The organism is Microbulbifer sp., assembly GCF_051659245.1.
In the GTDB taxonomy this organism is placed as follows: domain Bacteria; phylum Pseudomonadota; class Gammaproteobacteria; order Pseudomonadales; family Cellvibrionaceae; genus Microbulbifer.
Window position 1 is genome coordinate 1 of record NZ_JBOFOC010000031.1, and the last position, 21,548, is coordinate 21,548.

The 21,548-nt window shown below is 62.2% G+C and carries 17 protein-coding genes; 10 read left to right on the forward strand and 7 right to left on the reverse strand.

What is annotated here, in order from left to right:
• Positions 1–392: 392 nt before the first annotated feature.
• The 10 genes from rimP to ACRC0P_RS03425 all read left to right on the forward strand — a co-directional run bounded on the left by rimP (position 393) and on the right by ACRC0P_RS03425 (position 12,103).
• Positions 393–857, forward strand: coding sequence for a ribosome maturation factor RimP (rimP, locus tag ACRC0P_RS03380; protein WP_438628379.1), 465 nt, complete (start codon positions 393–395; stop codon positions 855–857).
• Positions 858–894: 37 nt separating this feature from the next.
• Positions 895–2,397 carry a transcription termination factor NusA gene (nusA, locus tag ACRC0P_RS03385; RefSeq protein WP_438628380.1) on the forward strand — a complete coding sequence of 501 codons (1,503 nt, stop codon included), beginning with the start codon at positions 895–897 and terminating at the stop codon, positions 2,395–2,397.
• Positions 2,398–2,536: 139 nt separating this feature from the next.
• Positions 2,537–5,275, forward strand: coding sequence for a translation initiation factor IF-2 (gene infB, locus ACRC0P_RS03390; RefSeq protein WP_438628381.1), 2,739 nt, complete (start codon positions 2,537–2,539; stop codon positions 5,273–5,275).
• 186 nt (positions 5,276–5,461) lie between these two features.
• Positions 5,462–5,884: a 30S ribosome-binding factor RbfA gene (rbfA, locus tag ACRC0P_RS03395; RefSeq protein ID WP_438628382.1), complete on the forward strand. Its 423-nt coding sequence runs from the start codon at positions 5,462–5,464 to the stop codon at positions 5,882–5,884.
• A gap of 3 nt (positions 5,885–5,887) precedes the next feature.
• A complete protein-coding gene (gene truB / locus ACRC0P_RS03400; protein WP_438628383.1) occupies positions 5,888–6,829 on the forward strand; it encodes a tRNA pseudouridine(55) synthase TruB in 942 nt (313 codons plus the stop codon).
• An 89-nt stretch (positions 6,830–6,918) separates the two neighbouring features.
• Entirely contained in the window at positions 6,919–7,188 is a 270-nt protein-coding gene (rpsO, locus tag ACRC0P_RS03405; RefSeq protein ID WP_438628384.1) for a 30S ribosomal protein S15, read from the forward strand.
• A gap of 165 nt (positions 7,189–7,353) precedes the next feature.
• Positions 7,354–9,474 carry a polyribonucleotide nucleotidyltransferase gene (pnp, locus tag ACRC0P_RS03410; RefSeq protein ID WP_438628385.1) on the forward strand — a complete coding sequence of 707 codons (2,121 nt, stop codon included), beginning with the start codon at positions 7,354–7,356 and terminating at the stop codon, positions 9,472–9,474.
• A gap of 208 nt (positions 9,475–9,682) precedes the next feature.
• On the forward strand, positions 9,683–10,327 hold the full coding sequence (locus ACRC0P_RS03415) for a hypothetical protein (protein ID WP_438628386.1): 645 nt from the start codon (positions 9,683–9,685) through the stop codon (positions 10,325–10,327).
• A 101-nt stretch (positions 10,328–10,428) separates the two neighbouring features.
• On the forward strand, positions 10,429–11,301 hold the full coding sequence (locus ACRC0P_RS03420) for a D-hexose-6-phosphate mutarotase (protein WP_438628387.1): 873 nt from the start codon (positions 10,429–10,431) through the stop codon (positions 11,299–11,301).
• Between the two features lie 31 nt (positions 11,302–11,332).
• Positions 11,333–12,103, forward strand: a complete 771-nt coding sequence (locus tag ACRC0P_RS03425) for a class I SAM-dependent methyltransferase (RefSeq protein ID WP_438628388.1) — start codon at positions 11,333–11,335, stop codon at positions 12,101–12,103.
• Between the two features lie 257 nt (positions 12,104–12,360).
• Here ACRC0P_RS03425 and panB read toward each other — a convergent pair whose 3' ends face one another.
• From panB to ACRC0P_RS03460, 7 genes are all read right to left on the reverse strand, one after another.
• Positions 12,361–13,173, reverse strand: a complete 813-nt coding sequence (gene panB / locus ACRC0P_RS03430) for a 3-methyl-2-oxobutanoate hydroxymethyltransferase (RefSeq protein WP_438628389.1) — start codon at positions 13,171–13,173, stop codon at positions 12,361–12,363.
• A gap of 4 nt (positions 13,174–13,177) precedes the next feature.
• Positions 13,178–13,864: a deoxynucleoside kinase gene (locus ACRC0P_RS03435; RefSeq protein ID WP_438628390.1), complete on the reverse strand. Its 687-nt coding sequence runs from the start codon at positions 13,862–13,864 to the stop codon at positions 13,178–13,180.
• A gap of 172 nt (positions 13,865–14,036) precedes the next feature.
• Positions 14,037–14,513 carry a 2-amino-4-hydroxy-6-hydroxymethyldihydropteridine diphosphokinase gene (gene folK, locus ACRC0P_RS03440; protein WP_438628391.1) on the reverse strand — a complete coding sequence of 159 codons (477 nt, stop codon included), beginning with the start codon at positions 14,511–14,513 and terminating at the stop codon, positions 14,037–14,039.
• The gene (gene pcnB, locus ACRC0P_RS03445; protein WP_438628392.1) at positions 14,514–15,863 is read right to left on the reverse strand and encodes a polynucleotide adenylyltransferase PcnB; all 1,350 of its coding nucleotides are present in this window, start codon (positions 15,861–15,863) and stop codon (positions 14,514–14,516) included.
• Between the two features lie 962 nt (positions 15,864–16,825).
• Positions 16,826–18,211 carry a sigma-54-dependent transcriptional regulator gene (locus ACRC0P_RS03450; protein WP_438628393.1) on the reverse strand — a complete coding sequence of 462 codons (1,386 nt, stop codon included), beginning with the start codon at positions 18,209–18,211 and terminating at the stop codon, positions 16,826–16,828.
• A 142-nt stretch (positions 18,212–18,353) separates the two neighbouring features.
• Positions 18,354–21,329: an ATP-binding protein gene (locus ACRC0P_RS03455; RefSeq protein WP_438628394.1), complete on the reverse strand. Its 2,976-nt coding sequence runs from the start codon at positions 21,327–21,329 to the stop codon at positions 18,354–18,356.
• Entirely contained in the window at positions 21,319–21,495 is a 177-nt protein-coding gene (locus ACRC0P_RS03460) for a hypothetical protein (RefSeq protein ID WP_308366214.1), read from the reverse strand. The genes ACRC0P_RS03455 and ACRC0P_RS03460 overlap by 11 nt, the downstream gene beginning before the upstream one ends.
• Positions 21,496–21,548: the final 53 nt, after the last annotated feature.

A 21,548-nucleotide genomic window follows, 5' to 3' on the forward strand; every position in this document is an offset into this window, starting at 1 on the left:
GGCATGGCCGGGCGAAGGTCGTAGGTTCAAATCCTGCCCCCGCTACCAAATTTAGGTGCCAGTGGTCTTTAGGTAGACGCCCGACGCGGGCTCCCTTTTCACCTCTGGCCGGCATGGCCGGGCGAAGGTCGAAGGTTCAAATCCTGCCCCCGCTACCAAATTTTGCTGTGGGAGCCTGCCTTGCAGGCGAATTCGCGAGCAGGGCTCGCTCCCACAGGCGGTCGAAGCCCCGTCAGGGGCTTTTTCGTATCTGCGCCAAAAATTGCGCAGGAATATTTCGAAGTGGGCCGCAGGCCCATTTTTTGTTTCATGAAGTGCCTCCCTGCACTTCACCCCTTGGGGCAGCTGACAGCTGTGCAAATCGGCTGTCCTGCCGACTTGTATGGCGGCTAATGGCGACTAAGCGCGAACGGTTGGAACAACTTTTGAGCCCGGTGGTGGAATCACTGGGCTGCGAGCTGTGGGGCATTGAATACCAGACCCATGGCCGCAACGCACTGCTGCGTATTTACATCGATTCCGAGCGGGGTATCGCCGTAGAGGACTGCGAGAAGGTCAGTCGTCAGGTGAGCGCCGTGCTGGACGTGGAAGACCCCATCAGCGGCAAGTACACCCTGGAAGTCTCCTCGCCGGGGCTCGACCGTCCCCTGTACAAGCTGGACCACTACCGGCGTTTTGCCGGCTCCCGGATCGAGGTTCGCCTGCGCATGCCGCTGGAGGGCCAGCGCAAGTGGCGCGGCCTGCTGGTTGGCGTAGAGGGGGAGGAAGTGGTACTGCGCGTCGACAGTGAGAACGAATATCTGTTGCCCATCGACAGCATCGAGCGGGCCAATGTCATTCCCCAATTTGAAAAGTGATCAACGTAGCGTTTAGCGTGTTTAAAGAGGCAGCTGCATGAACAAAGAAATCTTGCTGGTAGCCGAAGCGGTTTCCAACGAGAAGGGCGTGGATCGGGAAATTATTTTCCAGGCGATCGAGGCGGCACTGGCGACAGCCACCAAGAAACGCTATGACGAGGATTCCACGATTACCGTTACCATTGACCGCAGTACCGGCGACTACGAGACTTTCCGCAGTTGGGAAGTGGTGGATGACGATACTCTGGCGGAATTGGGCACCCAGTTCACCCTGGAAGAGGCCCACGAGAAAGATCCCACGCTGAAAGCCGGGGATATTTACCGCGAACAAGTGGAAAACGTTGAGTTCGGCCGCATCGCCGCGCAAACTGCCAAGCAAGTGATCGTGCAGAAGGTGCGTGAGGCGGAACGCGCCAAAGTGGTGGACGAATATCGCGACCGCGTGGGCGAACTCGTCAGCGGCACCGTGAAGAAAGTGACCCGTGAATTTATCGCTGTGGACCTGGGCGGCAACGCCGAGGCGCGCCTGCCCCGCGATCAGTTGGTGGGCCGGGAAATCTTTCGCCTGGGTGACCGGGTGCGCGCTATTCTTCTGGAAATCCAGCCGGAAGCGCGCGGTCCGCAGTTGATGTTGAGCCGCTCCTGCCCGGAAATGATTATCGAGCTGTTCCGCATCGAGGTGCCGGAAATCGCCGAGCAGGTGATCGAGATCAGGGGCGCTGCCCGCGACCCGGGCCTGCGGGCCAAGATTGCGGTGACCACCAACGATGGCCGCATCGACCCGGTGGGTGCCTGCGTTGGCATGCGAGGTGCACGGGTACAGGCGGTGTCCAACGAGTTGTCCGGTGAGCGTGTGGATATCGTGTTGTGGGATGAAAACCCGGCACAATTTGTAATCAACGCCATGGCGCCGGCGGAAATCGAGTCCATCGTGGTTGACGAAGACGCCGGTTCCATGGACGTGGCAGTGGCCGAGGAAAACCTGGCCATGGCCATTGGCCGCAGCGGCCAGAATGTACGCCTGGCTTCCGAACTCACCGAGTGGCAGATCAATGTGATGAGCATTGAGGACTGGCAGGTCAAGCAGGAAGCCGAATCCAGCGGCGTCATGGAAACCTTTATGCAGCGCCTGGACATCGACGAAGATGTGGCCGGTGTGCTGGTGGAAGAGGGCTTCACCACTCTGGAAGAGGTGGCCTATGTGCCCTTGGAGGAGATGCTCACCATCGAGGGCTTCGACGAGGAAATCGCCGAGGAGCTGCGCGCCCGTGCCAAGGACGCGCTGCTGACTCAGGCATTGGCCTCGGAGGAGCAGCTGGACGCCTCCGAGCCCCAGGAAGACCTGCTGAATATGGAGGGTATGGACCGCCATCTGGCCTACTTGCTGGCCAGCCGCGGTATTGCCTCCATGGAGGACCTGGCGGAACAGGCAGTAGACGACCTGCTGGATATTGAAGGAATGGACCAGGAGCGCGCCGCCGCGCTGATCATGAAAGCGCGCGAACCCTGGTTTGCCGACGATAGCGAAGCCTCGGAGTAATTGAGGGAGCCCCTGTGGGAGCCGGCCATGCTGGCGAAATCCCTCGGAGCGTGAATAATCGCCTGCAAGGCAGGCTCCCACAGGGGCTGTTTGGAAATGAACAGACAGGCTCTGCCGACCAAGACCTTTAGGAGAGAGAATGGCCGAAGTAACAGTTAGCGAACTCGCGAAATCGGTAGGTGCCACCGAGGAGCGTCTGCTCAAGCAGATGCAGGAAGCGGGTTTGCCCCACACTTCTACGGATGCGGCGGTGTCGGATGAGGAAAAACAGGTCCTGCTCAACTTCCTGAAAAGCAGCCACGGGGAGCAGGATGCTGCGCCGCGTAAGATCACCCTGAAGCGCAAAACCACCACCACGCTGAAAACCGGCTCCGGCACAGGCCGCAAAACCGTGAATGTGGAAGTGCGCAAGAAACGCACCTACGTAAAACGCCCTTCGGAGTCGGTAGCGGCGGAGGCCGCCGCGGAGCCGCCGCAGGCCGAATTGGACAAGGCACTCGCCGAGCAGGCGGCACTGGAAAGGGCCCGCGCCGAACAGGCGGAGGCCGAGCGCGCCCGCGCCGAAGCGGAAGCCAAAGCTGCCCGCGAAGCGGCCGAAGCCGAGACCACCGAGGTAGCAGTGGAGGCGCCCGAAGAGGTGGCGGAAGAGCCGAAGGTCGTCGAGGAAAAGGTCGAGAAGCCAGCGCCCCGGCCGGTGCGCTCTACCTACGTGGACGATATCGAGGCGATGCGTATCGCCGCCATGGAGCGCCGCAAGCAGCAAGCCGCCCAGGAAGAGCAGGAACTGGAAGAGAAGAAGGCCCGCCTTGAGGCGGATCGCCAGCGCGTGGAGCTGGAAAAGACAGAGAAAGAGAAGACAAAGACCGAAGGGGTCAAGCCCTCCCTGCGCCGCAAGCTGGAGGCGACTCCAGCTGTTGCTGAAAAAGAAGAGGAGCCGCGCAAGCGCCGCGGTCGCCGCGGCGCCAAGTCCGGCCCGAAGAAATCCAGCAAGACCGCCCTCTACGAGCAGGCGCTGGAAGCTTTTGAAAGCGACGAAGCGGAAAAACGCAGCACCCGCTCGTTGTCCCGCCCGACGCTGAAAGTCAAACCAACCCACGGCTTCAAGAAGCCCACGGCAAAACAGGTATACGAAGTGCAGTTGGGCGAAACCATCACCGTCGGCGAACTGGCCAAACAGATGAACATCAAGGCCGGCGACCTGATCAAGCGCCTGATGAAAATGGGCGAGATGGTGACCATCAACCAGAGCCTGGATCGCGAAACGGCGCAACTGATCGCCGAGGAAATGGGCCACAAGGTGGTATTTCGTTCCGAGAGCGAGCTGGAGGAGAGCCTGGTGGCCGAAGTCCAGCAGGTTGAGGGCGAAGAGGTTTCCCGCGCGCCGGTGGTCACCGTGATGGGTCACGTAGACCACGGCAAGACCTCGCTGCTCGACTATATCCGCGAGACCAAGGTGGCCTCCGGGGAAGCAGGCGGCATCACCCAGCATATCGGCGCCTACCGGGTGAAGACCGGCCAGGGCGAAGTCGCCTTCCTGGACACTCCCGGCCACGCCGCCTTTACCGCCATGCGCGCCCGCGGCGCCCAGGCCACCGACGTGGTGATTCTTGTAGTCGCCGCGGACGATGGTGTGATGCCGCAGACCGAAGAAGCCATCAACCACGCCCGCGCCGCCGGCGTGCCGCTGGTTGTGGCCATCAACAAGTGCGATAAGGAAGGGGCGGACCCGGATCGGGTCAAGAACGAACTGGCGGCAAAAGATGTGATCCCGGAAGACTGGGGCGGCGATACACAGTTTGTCAATGTGTCCGCGCACACCGGCGAGGGCATCGACGAGCTGCTGGAAGCGGTTTCCCTGCAGGCGGAAATACTCGAACTCAAGGCCAGGACCGGTGTACCTGCCACCGGCGTGGTGATCGAATCCCGCCTGGAGAAGGGGCGCGGTGTGGTCGCCACCCTGCTGGTGCAGAACGGCGAACTGAAGCGCGGCGATATCGTGCTCGCCGGCCAGAGCTACGGCCGCGTGCGCGCCATGACCAACGAGCTGGGCAAACAGGTGAAAGACGCCGGCCCGTCCACCCCGGTGGAACTGCTGGGCCTGGATACCACGCCCAATGCCGGCGACGAATTCATGGTGGTGACGGACGAACGCAAGGCCCGCGAAGTGGCCGAGCAGCGCGCCGAGAAGGAGCGCCGCGAGCGCATGCAGCGCCAGCAGGCCGCCAAGCTGGAAAACATGTTTGCGGACATGGAATCCGGCGAGAAAAAAGTGCTGCCGGTAGTGATCAAGGCGGATGTGCGCGGTTCCCTCGAAGCCATCCTGTCCGCACTGGCGGACATCGGCAATGAGGAGGTGTCCGTCAACGTAGTGTCCAGCGGTGTGGGCGGTATCGCCGAGAACGATATCAACCTGGCGTTGACTTCCGGTGCCATCGTGATCGGTTTCAACACCCGTGCCGATGTCGCCGCGCGCAAGCTGGCGGAGACCGAGAGTGTGGAAATCCGCTACTACAGCGTGATCTACAATCTGTTGGACGAAGTGAAGCAGGCCCTGTCGGGCATGCTGGAGCCGGAAGTGCGCGAGGACATTGTCGGTATCGCCGAAGTGCGCGACGTCTTCCGCTCGCCCAAGTTCGGCGCCATCGCCGGCTGTATGGTCACCGAGGGCACCGTGTACCGCAACAAGCCGATCCGCGTACTGCGCGACAACGTGGTGATCTACCAGGGCGAACTGGAATCCCTGCGCCGCTTCAAGGACGACGTGCAGGAAGTGCGCAATGGTATGGAGTGCGGTATCGGCGTCAAGGACTACAACGACGTCAAGCCCGGCGACCAGATCGAGGTCTACGATATCGTCAAGGTTGCCCGCGAGCTTTAATGTGTGATTCCCCTCTCCCGCTTGCGGGAGAGGGGCTAGGGGAGAGGGGCCCCCCGGGCCGCAAGCCCGATGTAGGAGCGGGCCATGCCCGCGAACGAAACCTGATCGCGGGCATGGGCGGATGGCCGCCCCCCGCTCCTACAGGGCGCTCCGTAGATCACCAGCGCCATTCGATATAGGAAAAAAATGGCAAGAGAATTCCACCGCGCCGATCGCGTCGCCGACGCCATGCGCCGCGAACTGGCACAGTTGATCCAGCGCGAAGTACGCGACCCGCGCCTGGGCATGATCAACGTCAACGACGTGGAGGTTAGCCGCGACCTCGCCACTGCCAAGGTTTTCGTGACCCTGGTGGGTGAGGACGACCGGGCCAGGATCAACACCTCCATGGAAGTGCTCAACAAGGCCGCCGGTTTCCTGCGCAGCCAGCTGGCGCGCTCCATCCAGATGCGCACCATCCCGCGCCTGCAATTCCGCTATGACGAGACCTCCGTGCGCGGCCAGCAACTGTCCGCGCTGATCGACGAGGCGGTCAAGGCAGACCGCGAGCACCATACCGACGACGACAAATCCTCAGGAGAGGATTTGGACGATTCCAAAGAAGATTGATTCATGGGCCGCAGACCTAAATGGGGCCGCCCGGTTCACGGCGTGCTGTTGCTGGACAAGCCCGCCGGCATCACCGCCAACGACGCCCTGCAAAAAGCCAAGCGACTGTTCTTCGCCAACCGCGCCGGCCACACCGGTGCGCTGGACCCGCTCGCCACCGGGGTGCTGCCGATCTGTTTCGGCGAGGCCACCAAGTTCTCCCAGTATCTGCTGGACGCGGATAAGCGCTACCGCAGCACCTTCTGTTTCGGCATGGCCACCGACACCGGCGATGCCGACGGGCAGGTGGTGACGAGCGCCGATGCCTCGGGCCTGACGGAAGAGAAGTTGCGCGATGCCATGGATGTATTCCGCGGCCGTATCCAGCAGGTGCCGTCCATGTACTCGGCGCTCAAGCACAAGGGCCAGCCGTTGTACAAACTGGCGCGCCAGGGGCTGGAAGTGGAACGCGAGGCGCGCACCGTGGACATCTATTCGTTTGAACTGCTGGGTTTCACCCCCGGCCCCCAACCCCGCGCGGAAGTGGAGGTGCACTGTTCCAAAGGCACCTATGTGCGAAGCCTGGCGGAAGACCTGGGCCGCAACCTGGGAGTGGGGGCCTACGTGGATCAACTGCACCGCTCCGCCTGCGGCCCCTTCGATGAGGCGGATGCCGTTACCCTGGATGAGCTGACGGAAGAGCGCGGCGAGGATAGGGCGGAAAGCCTGGATCACCACCTGTTGCCAGTGGATTCACCCGCCTCCGGGTTGCCCAAACTGACCCTGCCGGACGACTCCGGTTACTATCTGCGTCAGGGCCAGCCGGTAATGGACCTGCAGGTCTACCGTATCGGCGAGGAAGGTGATATGGTGCGCCTCTTCCTGGAAAGTGGTGATTTTCTGGGCGTTGGAGAAATTACCGACGACGGCCGGGTCGCCCCGCGCCGCCTGGTAAGCACCCCGTAGGAGCGGCGGGGGAAATAACCGTTAGCTGGTCTGTAAATATGCACGGGCCAGCCGAATCTTCAAAGCATATTACGACGAGGTATTTCGTTATGGCACTGACTGCATCGGAAAAAGCAGCCATCCTTAAAGAGCACGGCCAAGCTGAAGGCGATACCGGTTCCCCGGAAGTCCAGGTAGCCCTGTTGACCGCTAACATCAACAAACTGCAGGGCCACTTCTCTGCACACAAGCAGGACCACCACTCCCGCCGTGGCCTGATTCGCATGGTAAACCAGCGCCGCAAGCTGCTGGACTACCTGAAGCGCAAGGACCTGAATCGTTACGCACAGCTGATTGCCAAACTCGGCTTGCGTCGTTAAGGCCCTGGAATGCCCGCCCCTGGCGGGCATTCTTTTTTGGAGCGCGGAGCTCCGGCGGCCCCTTCTCTCCCCTCTCCCGCTTGCGGGAGAGGGGCCGGGGGAGAGGGCTAACTATGTAGGGGTTACTGGAATGGGCCAGTAACCAAAAGGAAATAGGAAAAACTAGTGAATCCAGTAAGCAAAACATTCCAGTACGGCAATCAGCAAGTCACCATCGAGACCGGCCGCGTAGCGCGCCAGGCCACCGGTGCGGCGCTGGTAACCATGGGCGAAACCGTGGTTCTGTGTACCGTTGTAGGCGCCAAGGAAGCCAAGCCCGATCAAGGCTTCTTCCCGCTGTCCGTACACTATCAGGAAAAGGCCTATGCGGCCGGCAAGATTCCCGGTGGCTTCTTCAAGCGCGAAGGCCGCCCGTCTGAAAAAGAGACCCTGACCTCCCGCCTGATCGACCGCCCGATCCGCCCGCTGTTCCCCAACGGCTTTATGAACGAAGTGCAGGTGATGATCACCGTGCTGTCCGCGGAAAAAGACGTAGATCCGGATATCGCCGGCATGATCGGCACCTCGGCGGCGCTGTCCGTTTCCGGTATCCCTTTCGGCGGCCCTATCGGCGCCGCGCGTGTGGGCTATACCCAGCAAGACGGTTACCTGCTGAACCCGAGCTACAGCGCGCTGAAAGGCTCTGAACTGAATATGGTGGTCGCGGGCACCAAGGACGCCGTACTGATGGTGGAATCCGAAGCCAGGGAGCTGCCGGAAGACATCATGCTGGGCGCGGTGCTGTTCGCCCACCAGGAAATGCAGGCGGTGGTTAAGGTCTGCGAAGAACTGAAGGCCGAAGCCGGCAAACCCGTCTGGGACTGGCAGCCGGAGGCGGTCAACGAAGAGCTGAAAGCTGCGCTTGAGAGCCAGTTTGGCGAGCAGGTGGCCGAGGCCTACAAGGTCACCGATAAGCAGGCGCGCACAACGCGCCTGGGCGAGCTGCGCAACGCCGCTGCGGAAGCCCTGGCAACCGAGGAGGTGGACGAAGGGACGGTCAAGAGCTACTTCGGCAAGCTGGAAAAGAAAATCGTACGCGGCGCCGTGGTTCGCGGCGAGCCCCGTATCGACGGCCGCGACACCAAGACCGTGCGCCCGATCAGCGTGGAAGTGGGCGTACTGCCCAAGGCCCACGGCTCCGCCCTGTTCACCCGCGGCGAGACCCAGGCCCTCGTTGTGTCCACCCTCGGTGCCACTCGCGATGCGGCGATCATCGATGCGCTGGAAGGCGAGTACAAAGACTACTTTATGCTGCACTACAACTTCCCGCCCTACTCTGTGGGTGAAGCGGGTCGTGTGGGCTTTACCGGCCGTCGCGAAATCGGCCACGGTCGCCTGGCACGCCGCGGTATCGCCGCCGTGCTGCCGAACCCGGAGAGCTTCCCTTACACCCTGCGTGTGGTATCTGAAATCACCGAATCCAACGGTTCCAGCTCCATGGCCTCCGTGTGTGGTTCCAGCCTGGCGCTGATGGACGCCGGTGTGCCGGTGAAGGCGCCGGTCGCCGGTATCGCCATGGGCCTGGTGAAAGAGGACGAAGGCTACGCGGTACTGACCGACATCCTCGGTGACGAAGACCACCTCGGCGATATGGACTTCAAAGTGGCCGGTACCGCTTCCGGTGTGACCGCGCTGCAGATGGATATCAAGATCGAGGGCATTACCGAAGAGATCATGGAAACCGCTCTGGAGCAGGCCCTGCACGCGCGCCTGCATATCCTCGCGGAGATGAACAAGGTGATCGGCGAGTCCCGTTCCACCGTGAACGAGAACGCGCCCCGCTATGCGACCCTGAAAATCCATCCGGACAAGATCCGCGATGTTATCGGCAAGGGCGGCGCCACCATCCGCTCCATCACCGAGGAGACCGGTGCGTCCATCGATATTGAGGACGACGGCACCGTCAAGGTATTCGGCGAGGACGGCGAGAGCCTGGAAGCGGCGGTTACCCGTATCGAGGAGATCACCGCGGAAGCCGAGATCGGCGCCATCTACGAGGGCACCGTGGTGCGCATCGTGGACTTCGGTGCTTTCGTCAACTTCCTGCCGGGCAAAGACGGCCTGGTGCATATCTCCCAGATCGCCGAGGAGCGCGTCAACGCAGTCACCGACTACCTGAGCGAAGGTCAGAAGGTATTCGTGAAGGTGCTGGACGTGGACCAGCGGGGGCGTATCAAGCTGTCCATCAAGGAAGCGAAGGCGGAGAATGCAGAGGAAGCGAGTCAGGCTTCCGGCGAAGAAGGCTAACCCCTTAAAAAAACCCGGCAATTGCCCGGTAATTGCCGGGTTTTTTATGTAGTACATCCCTGTACTTTGCCCTTCGGGTCGGCTAAAGCCAATCAAAAGCGCTCCTGGCGCTTTTGTGGTTGGCGGTCAGTGGTGAGACCACCGATCGCTCGCCCCTCCCCCTCCAGCCCGTTAGAATCCCCTAAAGAAGAGAAAAGGGGAGCCCGCCTTGCACAATTACTGGCTCGTGGAAATCCTGCTCGCACTGGCCGCCACGCTGGTTGCCACCCAGTATTGGCATATTTCCCGATATCGTCTTCAGACGCCGGCCCTGCTGGTGACCGGGGGCTTGCTGTGTCTCGCCCTCGCGGCCGCTGCCGGTGCCTACCGCTATGGTATCGACCCGGGGACTACCAGGTTGTACCGCGTGCTGACGCGTCTGTCCGGCGCCGTCTCATTTCTGTCGATCGGGCTGGGGCTGTTGTGGGCCCGGTTGCAGCTGCCTCTGGGATATCGCGGCCGCGCACCGGCCTATGCGATCTTCGCTCTGGCGGTCGGCTCTACGCTGGGCCTGGCGGAGACCACCGGCTTCGATGCGCAGTCCGTAAACAGGCTGTACAGCACCGTGGGGGTTTTCCTGTGGCTGCTGGTGGCGGCAATGGAACTGTTCGGGCGGCACAGCCTGTCCCGGCTGCAGGCGCTGCTGCTCGCCGCGGGTGCTCTGCTGGTGATTATCGCCGCGCTGTTTGTGGGAACCGGCGCGCGGCGGGTGCTGGGGCTGGCGCGTATCAACTGGTTCCATTTGCTGCTGGCACTGGGGGTGATGTCACTACTGTGCGCGCTTCCGATTTTCCGGCGGGAGAAAAACGAATGAATAAAGGGTAACTGCTCACCCTGTAGGAGCGGCGGGGTGGTTCGCTTAAACCAATGCAGATCCCCTATGAGTGAGTAATTACAAAAAAGGTTGTAATCCAAGTGAGTGAATCGATACAAACCCAAACCATTAGCCCTACCGACAGCGGCACCCTCTACGGCAAGCCCGGCCTGGATCTGTTTCTGGTGCAGACACCCCTGTGCCGCGCGGTGATTGCCAGGCAGGGCGCCCAGTTGCTGGAGTTTCAGGCCGCCGGCTGCGAGCCCCTGCTTTGGCTCAGCCCGAAAGCCTGTTTCGAGCCCGGCGAACCCGTGCGAGGCGGTATCCCACTGTGCCTGCCCTGGTTCGGTATCAACAATCAGGACCCGGAAAAACCCAAGCACGGACTGGTGCGCACCGAGCCCTGGCAACTGGCGAGCGGCAAGGAGCTGGAGGGCGGGGAGGTGGAGTTGGTGTTCACTTACCGGCACCCCGGCAACGAACTGTTTAGCGCACCTTTCTTCTGCACGATGACCATGCGCCTGGGAAGGGAATTGGAGTTACATCTGGAACTGGAAAACCGGGACGAGGAAACTGCAGAGTACAGCTGGGCCTGGCACACCTATTTTCCGGTGGACGATGTGCGCGAGATCAAGGTACGCGGGCTGGAAAACACCGAATACCTGGACAAAACCCGCGGGCTGGAGCGCTTCACCCAGGAGGGAGTACTCACTTTTTCCGGGGAGGTGGACCGGGTTTTCGAAAATGCCCCGGAACAACAGCAGATCATCACCGGTGATGCCATTACCGCTCACAGCAAAAACTGCCATACGGTGATCACCTGGAATCCGGGTGCGGAACTGGCCGCGACCCTGGAGGATGTGAGCGATCACTACCGGGAGTATGTCTGCGTGGAGCACGGCAATGCGTTTGCCAACAGCTGGCGGCTAGAAAGCCGACAAACGGCAACTGCGTCGCTGCGGCTTATCAGGTAGTCCGGCAGGGAATTGATCAGGAGTTATTGTGATGTCTACATCCGGGAAACAGAGCTGGAATCCTGACCAGTACGCTGCAAATGCCCGCATCGTATCCGATTTGGGGGCGCCCGTTGTCGAGCTGCTCGCTCCGAAGCCCGGTGAACGTATTCTGGATCTGGGCTGTGGTGACGGCGCCCTTACGGTGAAACTTGCCGGATACGGCTGTGAAGTGGTCGCTGTGGACTCAAGTCCGGAGATGATCGACGCGGCAAAGGCCCTCGGCCTGGATGCCCGGATAATGGATGGGCAGGAACTTCCATTTGAGAGAGAGTTCGACGCGGTATTTACCAATGCGGCCCTCCATTGGATGAAGAATCCAGCGGCCGTGGTCGCCGGGGTAGAGCGGGCGCTTAAGCCCGGAGGGCGTTTTGTGGGCGAGTTCGGAGGTCGGGGCAATGTCGCCGCTATTGTTGCCGCGGTAGAGTCTGCGCTAGGTTCCAGAGGTCTGTATTCGGAGTGCCCCTGGTATTTCCCCGGGGCTGAGGAATACAGTAAGTTGCTGGAAGAAAACGGGTTTTCCGTGCAAAGTGCGACTTTGATCCCGCGCCCCACGCCCTTGCCTGGCGACGTGGGCGGCTGGATCGAAACCCTGGCGCAGCCCTATCTCTCAGTGATTCCCGATTCGCTGAGAGGGGAATTCCTGCGGGAGGTGGTGGAGTCGTTGCGCCCGGTTCTCTGCGATCGGGAGGGGAATTGGCATGCGGACTATGTGCGTTTGCGTTTCTCTGCCGGAAAAGGCTGGCGCTGGAGCGACAGGTAAAAGGAGTTGATTTAGGCAAAAATATTTCACTACCGACGGTGGACGACGGCAAGCGGGCTTTGCAGCTCCTGGAAGCAAAAGGCCCCACGCCAGAGGCCTTTTCTTTTGCCAGACCTTTCGCGGCGCCGGAGACCCAGCCCGCCTGATAGTACTCATCGAAGAACCCCCGGGGGAACTCCAGCTCTGCTTGCGGCCGCTGAGGCGGGCCTGCAGCCCGTTGCGGAGCTGGAGCTCCGCGGTCCCGGGGGAGAGGGTTTCTATTCGAAAGTGTGGCTGGTATCGGGGAAGACGCCGTTCTTGACGTCCTCGGCGTATTTGCGCAACGCGCCGGGAATATTTCCCGTTTCTTCCAGGAAGTTTTTGGAGAACTTCGGCGGCGTTTCGGTGAGGCCGAGGATGTCGTTGATCACCAGTACCTGGGCATCTGTATCCCGGCCGGCACCGATGCCGATGGTGGGCATGGAGACAGTGTCGGTGATTCGCCTGGCGAGGGAGGCGGGCACACACTCCAGGACCAGCAGGTCCGCGTTGGCCTCGTCCAGTTGCGCGGCGTCGTCGAGAATTTCCCCGGCCCGCTCTTCGTCCCGTCCCTGCACACGGTAGCCGCCGAGCTTATATACCGACTGCGGTGTGAGGCCCAGGTGCGCGCACACGGGGATGCCGCGGTCGGTAAGCATTCTCACTGTTTCCGCCAGCCAGGCGCCGCCCTCGATTTTCACCATATGTGCGCCCGCCTGCATGATGCGGGTGGCGTTGGTGAGCGCCTGCTTCGGCGTCGCGTAGGTCATAAACGGCATATCGCCCATGATCAGGGACTTTTTGTTGCCCCGGGCCACCGCTTCCACGTGGTAGATCATCTGCTCCATGGTCACCGGGATGGTGCTGTCGTAGCCGAGTACCGTCATACCGAGGGAGTCGCCCACCAAAACTGCTTCCACACCGGTTTTCTGTGCCATGGCCGCCATGGGTGCGTCGTAGAGGGCGACGGTGATGAACTTCTCGCCGTCCGCTTTCATTTTGCGCAGTGTCTGTACTGTTACCGGTTTTTCCAACTCTGTGGGTGCGTACATAATTTCAACTTCCCGGGTTGTAATAGTGGCGGCCGCTGGAGATGGTGAGCATATATTCCACCAACTGGCGGTAGTCCTGTGGGCGGTCGACGATGTCGATATCCTCGCTGTTGACAATCAACAGCGGCGCCTCGTCGTAGTAGTGGAAAAAGTTGGTGTAGGTCTCGTTCAGGGTGGCCAGGTATTCGTTGCTGATGGCGCGCTCGGCGGCGATGCCGCGGGTGCGGATGCGCTCCTGCAGTACGTTGAGCGGCGCCTGCAGATAGACCACGAGATCCGGCTTGGGGGCCTGCAGGGTCAGGTGCTGGTAGACCTGCTGGTAGAGGACGAGTTCGTCGGTGTCCAGGGTGACCTCGGCAAACAGCTGGTCCTTCTCTATCAGGAAGTCGGACACGCGCACCGGCTTGAACAGGTCGTCCTGGCGCAGCGCCTGGATCTGTTGCGAGCGTTGCAGCAGGAAATGCAGTTGGGTGGGCAGGGCTGCGCCTTGGGGGTCGCGGTAAAAGCGTTCGAGAAAGGGGTTGTCTTCGGGTTGCTCGAGCAGGGTATCGTAATTGAACGTGGCGGCGAGCTTCTTCGCCAGGGTGGTTTTGCCCACGCCGATATTGCCTTCCACGGCGATGAATCTGGGCAGGGTTTTGCCGGAGAGATCCAGTTCGCTGGTATTGGGTTCACCGGGTTTTGTTGCCATTGGGCTCTACTCCTTATCTCCTTCTACCGCCGGTGTTTTTTGTAGGAGCGGCGGGGCGGCCATCCGCCCATGGCCGCGATCGATTTTCCCCGGCCAAATCGACCTCCGATCGCGACCGTGGGCCGTGCCTACAGGGACCCCCGGGCGGGTCTGAGGTCCGCGTGCTCCCAGGTTAGAGTTTTTCCAGGCGGTTGTGCGGGCACTGCAGCAGCAGGGTCTGTATCGACTCTCCCGAGGGGAGTTGCAGCTTCGGTTCCAGCTCTGCCAGCGGCAGAAGCACGAAATTGCGTTCGGCGAGGCGCGGATGGGGAACCTGTAGCCGGGGTTCGTCGATGTGCTGCTGTCCGAACACTAGTATATCCAAATCGAGGGTGCGGGCACCCCAGCGGATACCGCGCTCGCGCCCGTGGGCGGATTCGATCGCCTGCAGTCCGTCCAGCAGCTCCAGCGGTTCCAGCCGGGTTTCCAGCTCCGCCACCGCATTGATGTAGTCGGGCTGGTTGCCTGGCCCGACGGGTGCGCTGCGATAGAAGCTGGAACAGCGCAGCAGGGTGGTTTGCGGCAGCTCGGCGATGGCATCCAGTGCGCTGCGCAACTGCTGCTGTGGGTCGGACAGATTGCTGCCGAGGCCAACAAAACAGCGGATCATTTACTCGGCCCTGGTGGAGCGCCGGCGGCGGCCGCCACGGGACCCCCTGCCGCGCCGGCCGCCGCCGTTGCGTTGCAGCTTGCTCACCATGGACTGGCGCTGCTCTTCATCCGCTTCCTGGAATTCGGTCCACCACTGGCCCAGGCCCGGCTGGATTTCGCCGGACTCCTCGCGCAGCAACAGGAAATCGTAAGCGGCGCGGAAGCGCGGGTGCTCGCTCAGGTGCTGGGCGCGATTGCCAGTGCGGCGGGGGAGGCGCAGTTGCATATCCCAGATTTCCCGCATGGGAATGGAGAAGCGCTTGGGAATGGCGGTGTGCGCCATCTGGTTGCCGATGACTTGTTGCGCGGCCTGGGCCAGCGCCGGCACTGGCGGGGTGCCTTTTTCGGTCAACTGCCGCTGCTCCGCCTGAACCGCCGGCCACAGCAGGGCGGCGTAAAGGAACGCGGGGGTGACCCGCTTATCGTCGCGGATGCGCGCGTCGGTATTGCGCAGGGCCTTGCGGGTCAGTGCCAGCGCTGAGGGGTCATCCAACTGGGCGGCGTTGTCGGGAAACAGGTGTTGCCAGAGTCCGTACTCGTGCAGCAGCTCGAAGGTACTTTCGCCGTAACCGCTCATCAGCAGCTTGAGCACTTCGTCGAACAGCCGCGCCGGAGCGATATTGTGCAGCAGCGGAGCCAGTTCGCCGAGGGGTGCGGCGGTCTGGCGCTCAATGGTGAAGTCCAGCTTGGCCGCGAAGCGCACCGCGCGCAGCATACGCACCGGGTCCTCCTTATAGCGGGTGACCGGATCGCCAATGATGCGGATCAGGCGCTGTTCGATATCGCGCATGCCGCCGGTGTAGTCGTGGATCTCGAAGCCGTCGGTGGTGTAGTAGAGGGCGTTGATGGTGAAGTCGCGGCGTATCGCGTCGCTCTCCAGGTCCCCGTAGACATTGTCGCGCAGCAGCATGCCGTGTTCCGATTGCTGCGCCTCGTGGGCCTCGCCCTCGCTGTGGTGGCCGCGGAAGGTGGTAACCTCGATCACCTCGCGGCCGATGCGCGCGTGCAGGATGCGGAAGCGGCGGCCGACGATACGCGAGCCGCGGAACAGCGCCTTGGCCTCTTCCGGGGTGGCGTCGGTGGCTACATCGAAGTCCTTGGGGTGGCCGTTCAGGAGCAGGTCGCGCACGCCGCCGCCGACGATATAGGCGCGGAAGCCGGCCTCCTGCAGCCGTTTCATCACCGTGAGCGCCGCCCGGCTGATATTCCGGCGGGACAGGTTGTGGTCGCTGCGCGGAACGATCCTGAGGCTGACGGGGTTACCTGGCTTGCGCCAGCGTTTGATACTGCTGATCAGGGAATTGAGCATACGGCTGTCTGTTTGCTTGCTGGGGCTGGGCTCGTCTATTGTGCGGGCGGATTCTACCACAGGCACAAGCGAGCGCCCCGCTATCCGCGGGCGCCAGCACAAACTGGGGGGTAATTAAAGAAGATAAAGAAAGGAATTATTGTTATTCGGTATGAAGGCAGCGGCTTCCCTGCGCTCAATTTGCCGTCTGGCAAACACCCTCTCCCAGGTACAATCAGTCAGTTTGTAACGCGCTTGTCATTATTTTTGTTGTCATCTGCTTTATTTTTATTTTTTATTGTTATTCTTCTGCTGGTTTTGGTCACTGTTTGCTTTTATTGTCGACCGCCCCATTATTTTTATTTTGGCTCGCCCGCTTATTGTCAGTTGTTATTAGGGCTTTAACAGTCATTTATTTTTATTCTTGGCTGTTTTTGTTATTTGTACTAAACAAAGCATTTAGTGTGCCAGGTTTAATAAATCCTTAAGAATCAACGGGTTACGTTTTTGGGTGGTTTCAGCGGCCGTTCAGGATGGCTGGGATCGTTACGGATGGCGCGGAAGTTGTTACGCCCGGGTGTGACAGGGGTAACACTTTGGCAGGGGGGGATTGTGCGCAGGGCGAACCTTGTATTCACCCGACAGGAAGATAGACATACGGGCGAACACAAAGTTCGCTCCATGCGGAACAGATAAGGGTATTAAAGAAACTCGGGACTCGGGGAAGAATTCTGGTCAGACGCGAAGGCCTGCTGCCGGGGGCCGTGATGAGGCTGTTGAGTGAACGGCCCTCGGCAGCAGGGCCGCCACTGAATTGGCCACGGTCGCTACGGAGTGAGGACAGGCGGTCCTGTGGACCGCAAGCGGAGCTGGAGCCTTCAGCGCCGGTAAAGAGCCTTCAGCGCTGGTAAAGAGCCTTCAGCGCCGATATAAAAAGAGCCTTCAGCGTTTCAGCGTCGATAAACTGCTCCGGTTCCCGGGGGTCAGGCTTCGGCGGCCAGGCGGCGGGTTTTCTTACGCGGGATGCCCAGTTTCTGGCGCCGTTCCCACAGGCATTTGCGGCTTACCCCCAGTTTTTTCGCCAGTTCGGTCTCGCTCATGGTGTCCTGGTGTTCCAGTACGAAGCGGGCGAAGTAGTCCTCCAGGGACAGGTCTTCGCGGGGGTCAGTGTGCAGGCTGCGCGGGTGCCGATCCGGGTCCGCTTCGTCCACCGGCACCAGGTCCAGGTCGATATCCAGGGTGTGGTGGTCTATCTCCCCGTTGCCCTCGGTGAGGATCACCGCGCGCTGAATGGCGTTTTCCAGTTCGCGCACATTGCCCGGCCAGGTGTAGGTGGTGACCGCCTGTACTGCCTCGGGAGACAGCTTGAGGGTGGGGCGTTCCACTTTGGCGCAGAATTTCTCCAGCAAATGCTCGGCGATAGCCAGTACGTCCTTGCCTCGTTCGCGCAGTGGCGCCAGGGTCATCTGTACCACGTTGATCCGGTAGTAGAGGTCCTCACGGAATTTGCGCTCCCCGGCCAGCTGGCGGAGGTTGCGGTGGGTGGCCGCCACCAGGCGCACATCCACCTTGCGCGATTCCACCGATCCTATGGGGCGTACCTCCCCCTCCTGCAGGACGCGCAGCAGGCGCGCCTGGGCCTCCAGGGGCAACTCGCCGATTTCATCCAGGAACAGGGTGCCGCCGTCGGCGGCGGCCACCAGGCCCTCGCGGGCGGTCTGGGCGCCGGTAAAGGCGCCTTTCTCATGGCCGAACAGTTCGGCTTCGATCAGGGTTTCGGGGATGGCGGCACAGTTGACTGAGATCAGCGGCTTGTCGGCGCGGCGGCTCTCCTCGTGGATGGCTCGCGCCACCAGTTCCTTGCCGGTGCCCGTTTCGCCGTGTACCAGCACGGTGGCGTCGGTGGGGGCCACTTTGTGGATGCGGGCGTAGAGTTCCCGCATCACCGGGCTGTCGCCGATCATGCCGGAGATGCTGCGGCCCGAATCCTTGCTACTGGGGCCCTGCGCGCGGCTCTGTGCGGCTTTGCCGATCACCCGGCGCACGGTGGCGATCATCTCGTCGTGATCGAAGGGTTTGGCGATGTAGTCCGCCGCCCCCATGCGCATGGAATCCACTGCCGAGCGCAGGCTGGCGTAGCTGGTCATGATCAGCACCGGCACGTCGCCGGCCAGTTTGAGCAGGTCGGTACCCGGGGCCCCGGGCAGACGTAGATCGGAGATAATCAGGTCGACTTCACTGAGGCGGTATTTGGTGGTCGCCTCCCGCACTGAGCCCGCCTCACTTACCCGGTAGCGGTGCCGTTCCAGCAGTTTGCGCAGCGCCGTTCGGATAATGGCTTCGTCTTCGACGATCAGAATGTGGCTCATATGTTACGCCTGGTTACAAAATGCTCAGGGGGGCCTAGTGTTACCTGTCGGGCGTTTCGATGCAACCCACAGAGGAGTGCGGAATGCGGAATGGGTGCAGGGGCCCAAGATCGGGGGCTGCAGCGCACTTATTCCGCATTCATCATTCCGCATTAGATATGGGAAGCTGCACGATAAACCGCGCCCCCCGCCCGGTCTCGGGGTTGGCGGGGCTGACCAGTTCCAGCTGACCATCGTGTTCCTCCACGATGCTGTACACCATCGCCAGCCCCAGGCCGGTACCCTGGCCCGGCTCCTTGGTGGTGAAGAAAGGCTCGAGGACGCGGTCGCGATGCTGTGGGGAAATGCCGGGGCCCTCGTCGGTGACCGCCACGCAGGCGGAGCCGCGCTCGGCGTAGCCTTCGATCTGGATGTGGCCGCCGTCCTCACTGGCGTCGCGGGCGTTGCTAAGCAGGTTGATAAACACCTGGATCAGGCGCTGGTTGTCGCCGGGGGCGATCAGGTTCGCGGGCACGGCGTTGTCGAAGGTCACCTGGGTCTTGTCCCGCTGCAGCGACAGCAATTGCACGGCCTCCTGTACACAGGCGTAGAGGTCCACCGGCGCGCGCTCGCCGCCGCTGTCATGGCTGCCGCTGTGGGAGAAGTTCACCAGTGAGTGCACTATGCGGCTGATGCGCTGGGTCTGGCTGAGGATCTGGTCGGCGGTGTCGCGCACCTCGGTGCTGTCGGACTCGAAGCGCAGGTTCTGCGCCAGGCAGGCGATGCCGGTGACCGGGTTGCCCACCTCATGGGCCACACCCGCCGCCAGCCGGCCCACGGAGGCCAGGCGCTCGCTGTGGATCAGCTCCTGCTCCAGCACCTGGGTCTCGGTGATGTCCTCCAGCAGCAGCATCTGGCCGTCGCTGCGCTCGCCGTTTCGCGCGCGCGCGCTGCGGCGGCTCTTGAGGTGGGTCTTGTGCAGGTTCAGCCAGTGACTGTTGCCGTCCAGGTCCACCTGCTGCTTGAAGCGGTGGGCGTCCGTGGACTGGGCGAATTCGGTCATCAACGCGCGCCAGGGCTCCGCCAGGTAGTCCAGCTTGGAGCCGATCACCTCGCTGGCGGCGATACCAGTGAGATCCTGCATGGCGTAGTTCCATAGCAGTATCTCGCCGTCGCGGCCCAGGGAGCAGGCCGCCAGGGGCAGCTCCTCGAGCATCTGTCGGTGGTAGAGGCGCAGGTTGTTGAGCTCCGCGGCCAGGCCGGTGAGCTGGTTCTTGTAGCGGCTGAGTCGGGTCTCGATCAGGTGGATGTCCTTGTTGGCCGGCTGGCCGCTGTTCTTGAAGGGGAAGTGGCGGTCGATGATCTGCCCGGCGAGCACCCGGCCCAGCAGCCCGGACAGGTTGGCCTCGAGCTTGTTGCGCAACTGGCGCAGGGCGTAGGGGCGGCGCTCGCCGTCGGGCAGCCCCAACTGGCGCAGGGCGCGGTTCACCTCCTGGTTGGCGGTGGCGGCGCCCAGGCTCTCGGACAGGCGCAGGCGGAAGTCCGCGGTCGACTCCACGTCCATTTCCAGGCGCAGGGCCTGGCTCAGGGTGTCATCGCTGCACAGGTCCGCCGCATACTGTTCCAGGCTGCTGCTGCGGGTGAACAGGGAAAGCCCCACGAACAGCAGCACATTGACCCCCAGCGAGAGGGTGGTGACCTGGGTCCAGATGCTCATGCCGAGGGGTATCTGTATCCCGGTACCCGGCAGGGTGATGCCGCTGGCGCCGAACATCGACGGCAGCAGCAGTCCCCCCGCCCACACGAACATCCCCGCCAGCAGGCCGCCGATAAAGCCGCGCTTATTGCCCCGCGGCCAATGGATCACCGCGAAGATGCCCGGCAGGAACTGCAGGGAGGCGATAAACGCCAGCAGTGCCAGGTCGGACAGCGCCAGGCGATTGTTGAGCAGCAGGTAGAAGCCGAAACCGGCCAGGAACAGCGCCGCCACCAGGGCGCGGCGCAGCCACACCAGTTGGCGGTACATATTGTCCTCCGAGTGCCAGCGGGTGCCCGGCAGCAGCCAGTGGTTCATCACCATGGTGGACAGCGCCAGGGTGATCATCACCAGCGCCCCGGTGGCAGCGGAGAGCCCGCCCACAAAGGCCAGCACCGTGAGCAGCGCGGAGCCGCTGGCCCGGGGCACGGCGAGGGCGAAGTACTGTACCGGCTCGGTGACATCCAGCGCGAAGCCGGCCCACATAATCGGGAAGATAGGCAGTGCCATCAGCAGCAGGAACAGCGGAAAGCCCCAGCTGGCGGTGCGCAAGGCCTGCGCCGTCGGGCGCTCGGCGACACTCAGGTAGAAGATGTGCGGCATGGCCACCGCGGTGGCGATAAACACCAGCAGCAGCGTGTGAGAAGAGCCCTGTTTGATGGGGGTGTAGAGCAACTGCTGCATATCGCTGTTCTGTGCCAGCCAGTGGTCCAGGCCGCCGAGGCTGCCGAAGACCCCGTATACCGCGTAGAAGCCCACCGCCAGCAGCGCCACCAGCTTGACCACCGACTCCAGCGCCATGGCGCTGGCGAGGCCGGCGCGGTGCTCACCGCTGGCGCCGTACATGCTGGTAAATACCGCCAGCAGCACGCAGTAGAAGAAGGCGATCAGGTTCTTGCTGGTGACGCCGCTCTCCGCCAGGGCCAGCGCCGCCACGCTGTCGCGGGACAGCAGCGCGAGGGTCTCGGATACCGCCTGTATCTGCAGCGCGATCAGTGGCAGCAGGCCCAGCAGCAGGAACAGGGTGGCCAGGGTTCCCGCCTCGCGGCTGTGATAGCGGAACACCAGCAGGTCAGCCGGCGATGTGAGCTGGTAGCGTTGCGCCAGTCGTGCCAGTGGTTCCAGCGCCACTGGTGCGAACAGGAACATGGCGCCGGTGCCCAGGTAGTAGGCCAGCACGCCGTAGCCGTATTGCCAGGCCAGGTCCACGATGCCGTAGAAGGTCCAGGCGGACAGCGATACCCCCAGCGACAGCACATAGATCAGCGGGTGGCGCACCCAGCGCGCCGGCAGCCAGCCCTTGGAGGTGGCGAAGGCGACGAAGAACAGCGCGGCGATATAGGCCACACCGATCAGCGCGATATGGCCTACCTCAAAGCTCATTGGACTTGCGCCGGAGTTGGATAAAGACCGCCAGCAGAATCAGCACGAACCAGAGGATAAACGGCCGGTACCAGGCGCCGGACGGGTTGATCATCCAGGTAAAGATCGTCGGCGAGAAGACGTAACCCACCAGTACCAGCAGGATTAACAGAGTGCGGTTGGTCATGGGTGTCGGGACCCGGGACCCGGGACCCGGGACCCGGTGAAGGCCGGATTCCG

Bases quoted from the DNA above. Each gene is read 5' to 3' on its own strand.
- rimP (WP_438628379.1), top strand. From the start codon at position 393: ATGGCGACTAAGCGCGAACGGTTGGAACAACTTTTGAGCCCGGTGGTG.
- nusA (WP_438628380.1), top strand. From the start codon at position 895: ATGAACAAAGAAATCTTGCTGGTAGCCGAAGCGGTTTCCAACGAGAAG.
- infB (WP_438628381.1), top strand. From the start codon at position 2,537: ATGGCCGAAGTAACAGTTAGCGAACTCGCGAAATCGGTAGGTGCCACC.
- rbfA (WP_438628382.1), top strand. From the start codon at position 5,462: ATGGCAAGAGAATTCCACCGCGCCGATCGCGTCGCCGACGCCATGCGC.
- truB (WP_438628383.1), top strand. From the start codon at position 5,888: ATGGGCCGCAGACCTAAATGGGGCCGCCCGGTTCACGGCGTGCTGTTG.
- rpsO (WP_438628384.1), top strand. From the start codon at position 6,919: ATGGCACTGACTGCATCGGAAAAAGCAGCCATCCTTAAAGAGCACGGC.
- ACRC0P_RS03425 (WP_438628388.1), top strand. From the start codon at position 11,333: ATGTCTACATCCGGGAAACAGAGCTGGAATCCTGACCAGTACGCTGCA.
- panB (WP_438628389.1), bottom strand. From the start codon at position 13,173: ATGTACGCACCCACAGAGTTGGAAAAACCGGTAACAGTACAGACACTG.
- ACRC0P_RS03435 (WP_438628390.1), bottom strand. From the start codon at position 13,864: ATGGCAACAAAACCCGGTGAACCCAATACCAGCGAACTGGATCTCTCC.
- folK (WP_438628391.1), bottom strand. From the start codon at position 14,513: ATGATCCGCTGTTTTGTTGGCCTCGGCAGCAATCTGTCCGACCCACAG.
- pcnB (WP_438628392.1), bottom strand. From the start codon at position 15,863: ATGCTCAATTCCCTGATCAGCAGTATCAAACGCTGGCGCAAGCCAGGT.
- ACRC0P_RS03450 (WP_438628393.1), bottom strand. From the start codon at position 18,211: ATGAGCCACATTCTGATCGTCGAAGACGAAGCCATTATCCGAACGGCG.
- ACRC0P_RS03455 (WP_438628394.1), bottom strand. From the start codon at position 21,329: ATGAGCTTTGAGGTAGGCCATATCGCGCTGATCGGTGTGGCCTATATC.
- ACRC0P_RS03460 (WP_308366214.1), bottom strand. From the start codon at position 21,495: ATGACCAACCGCACTCTGTTAATCCTGCTGGTACTGGTGGGTTACGTC.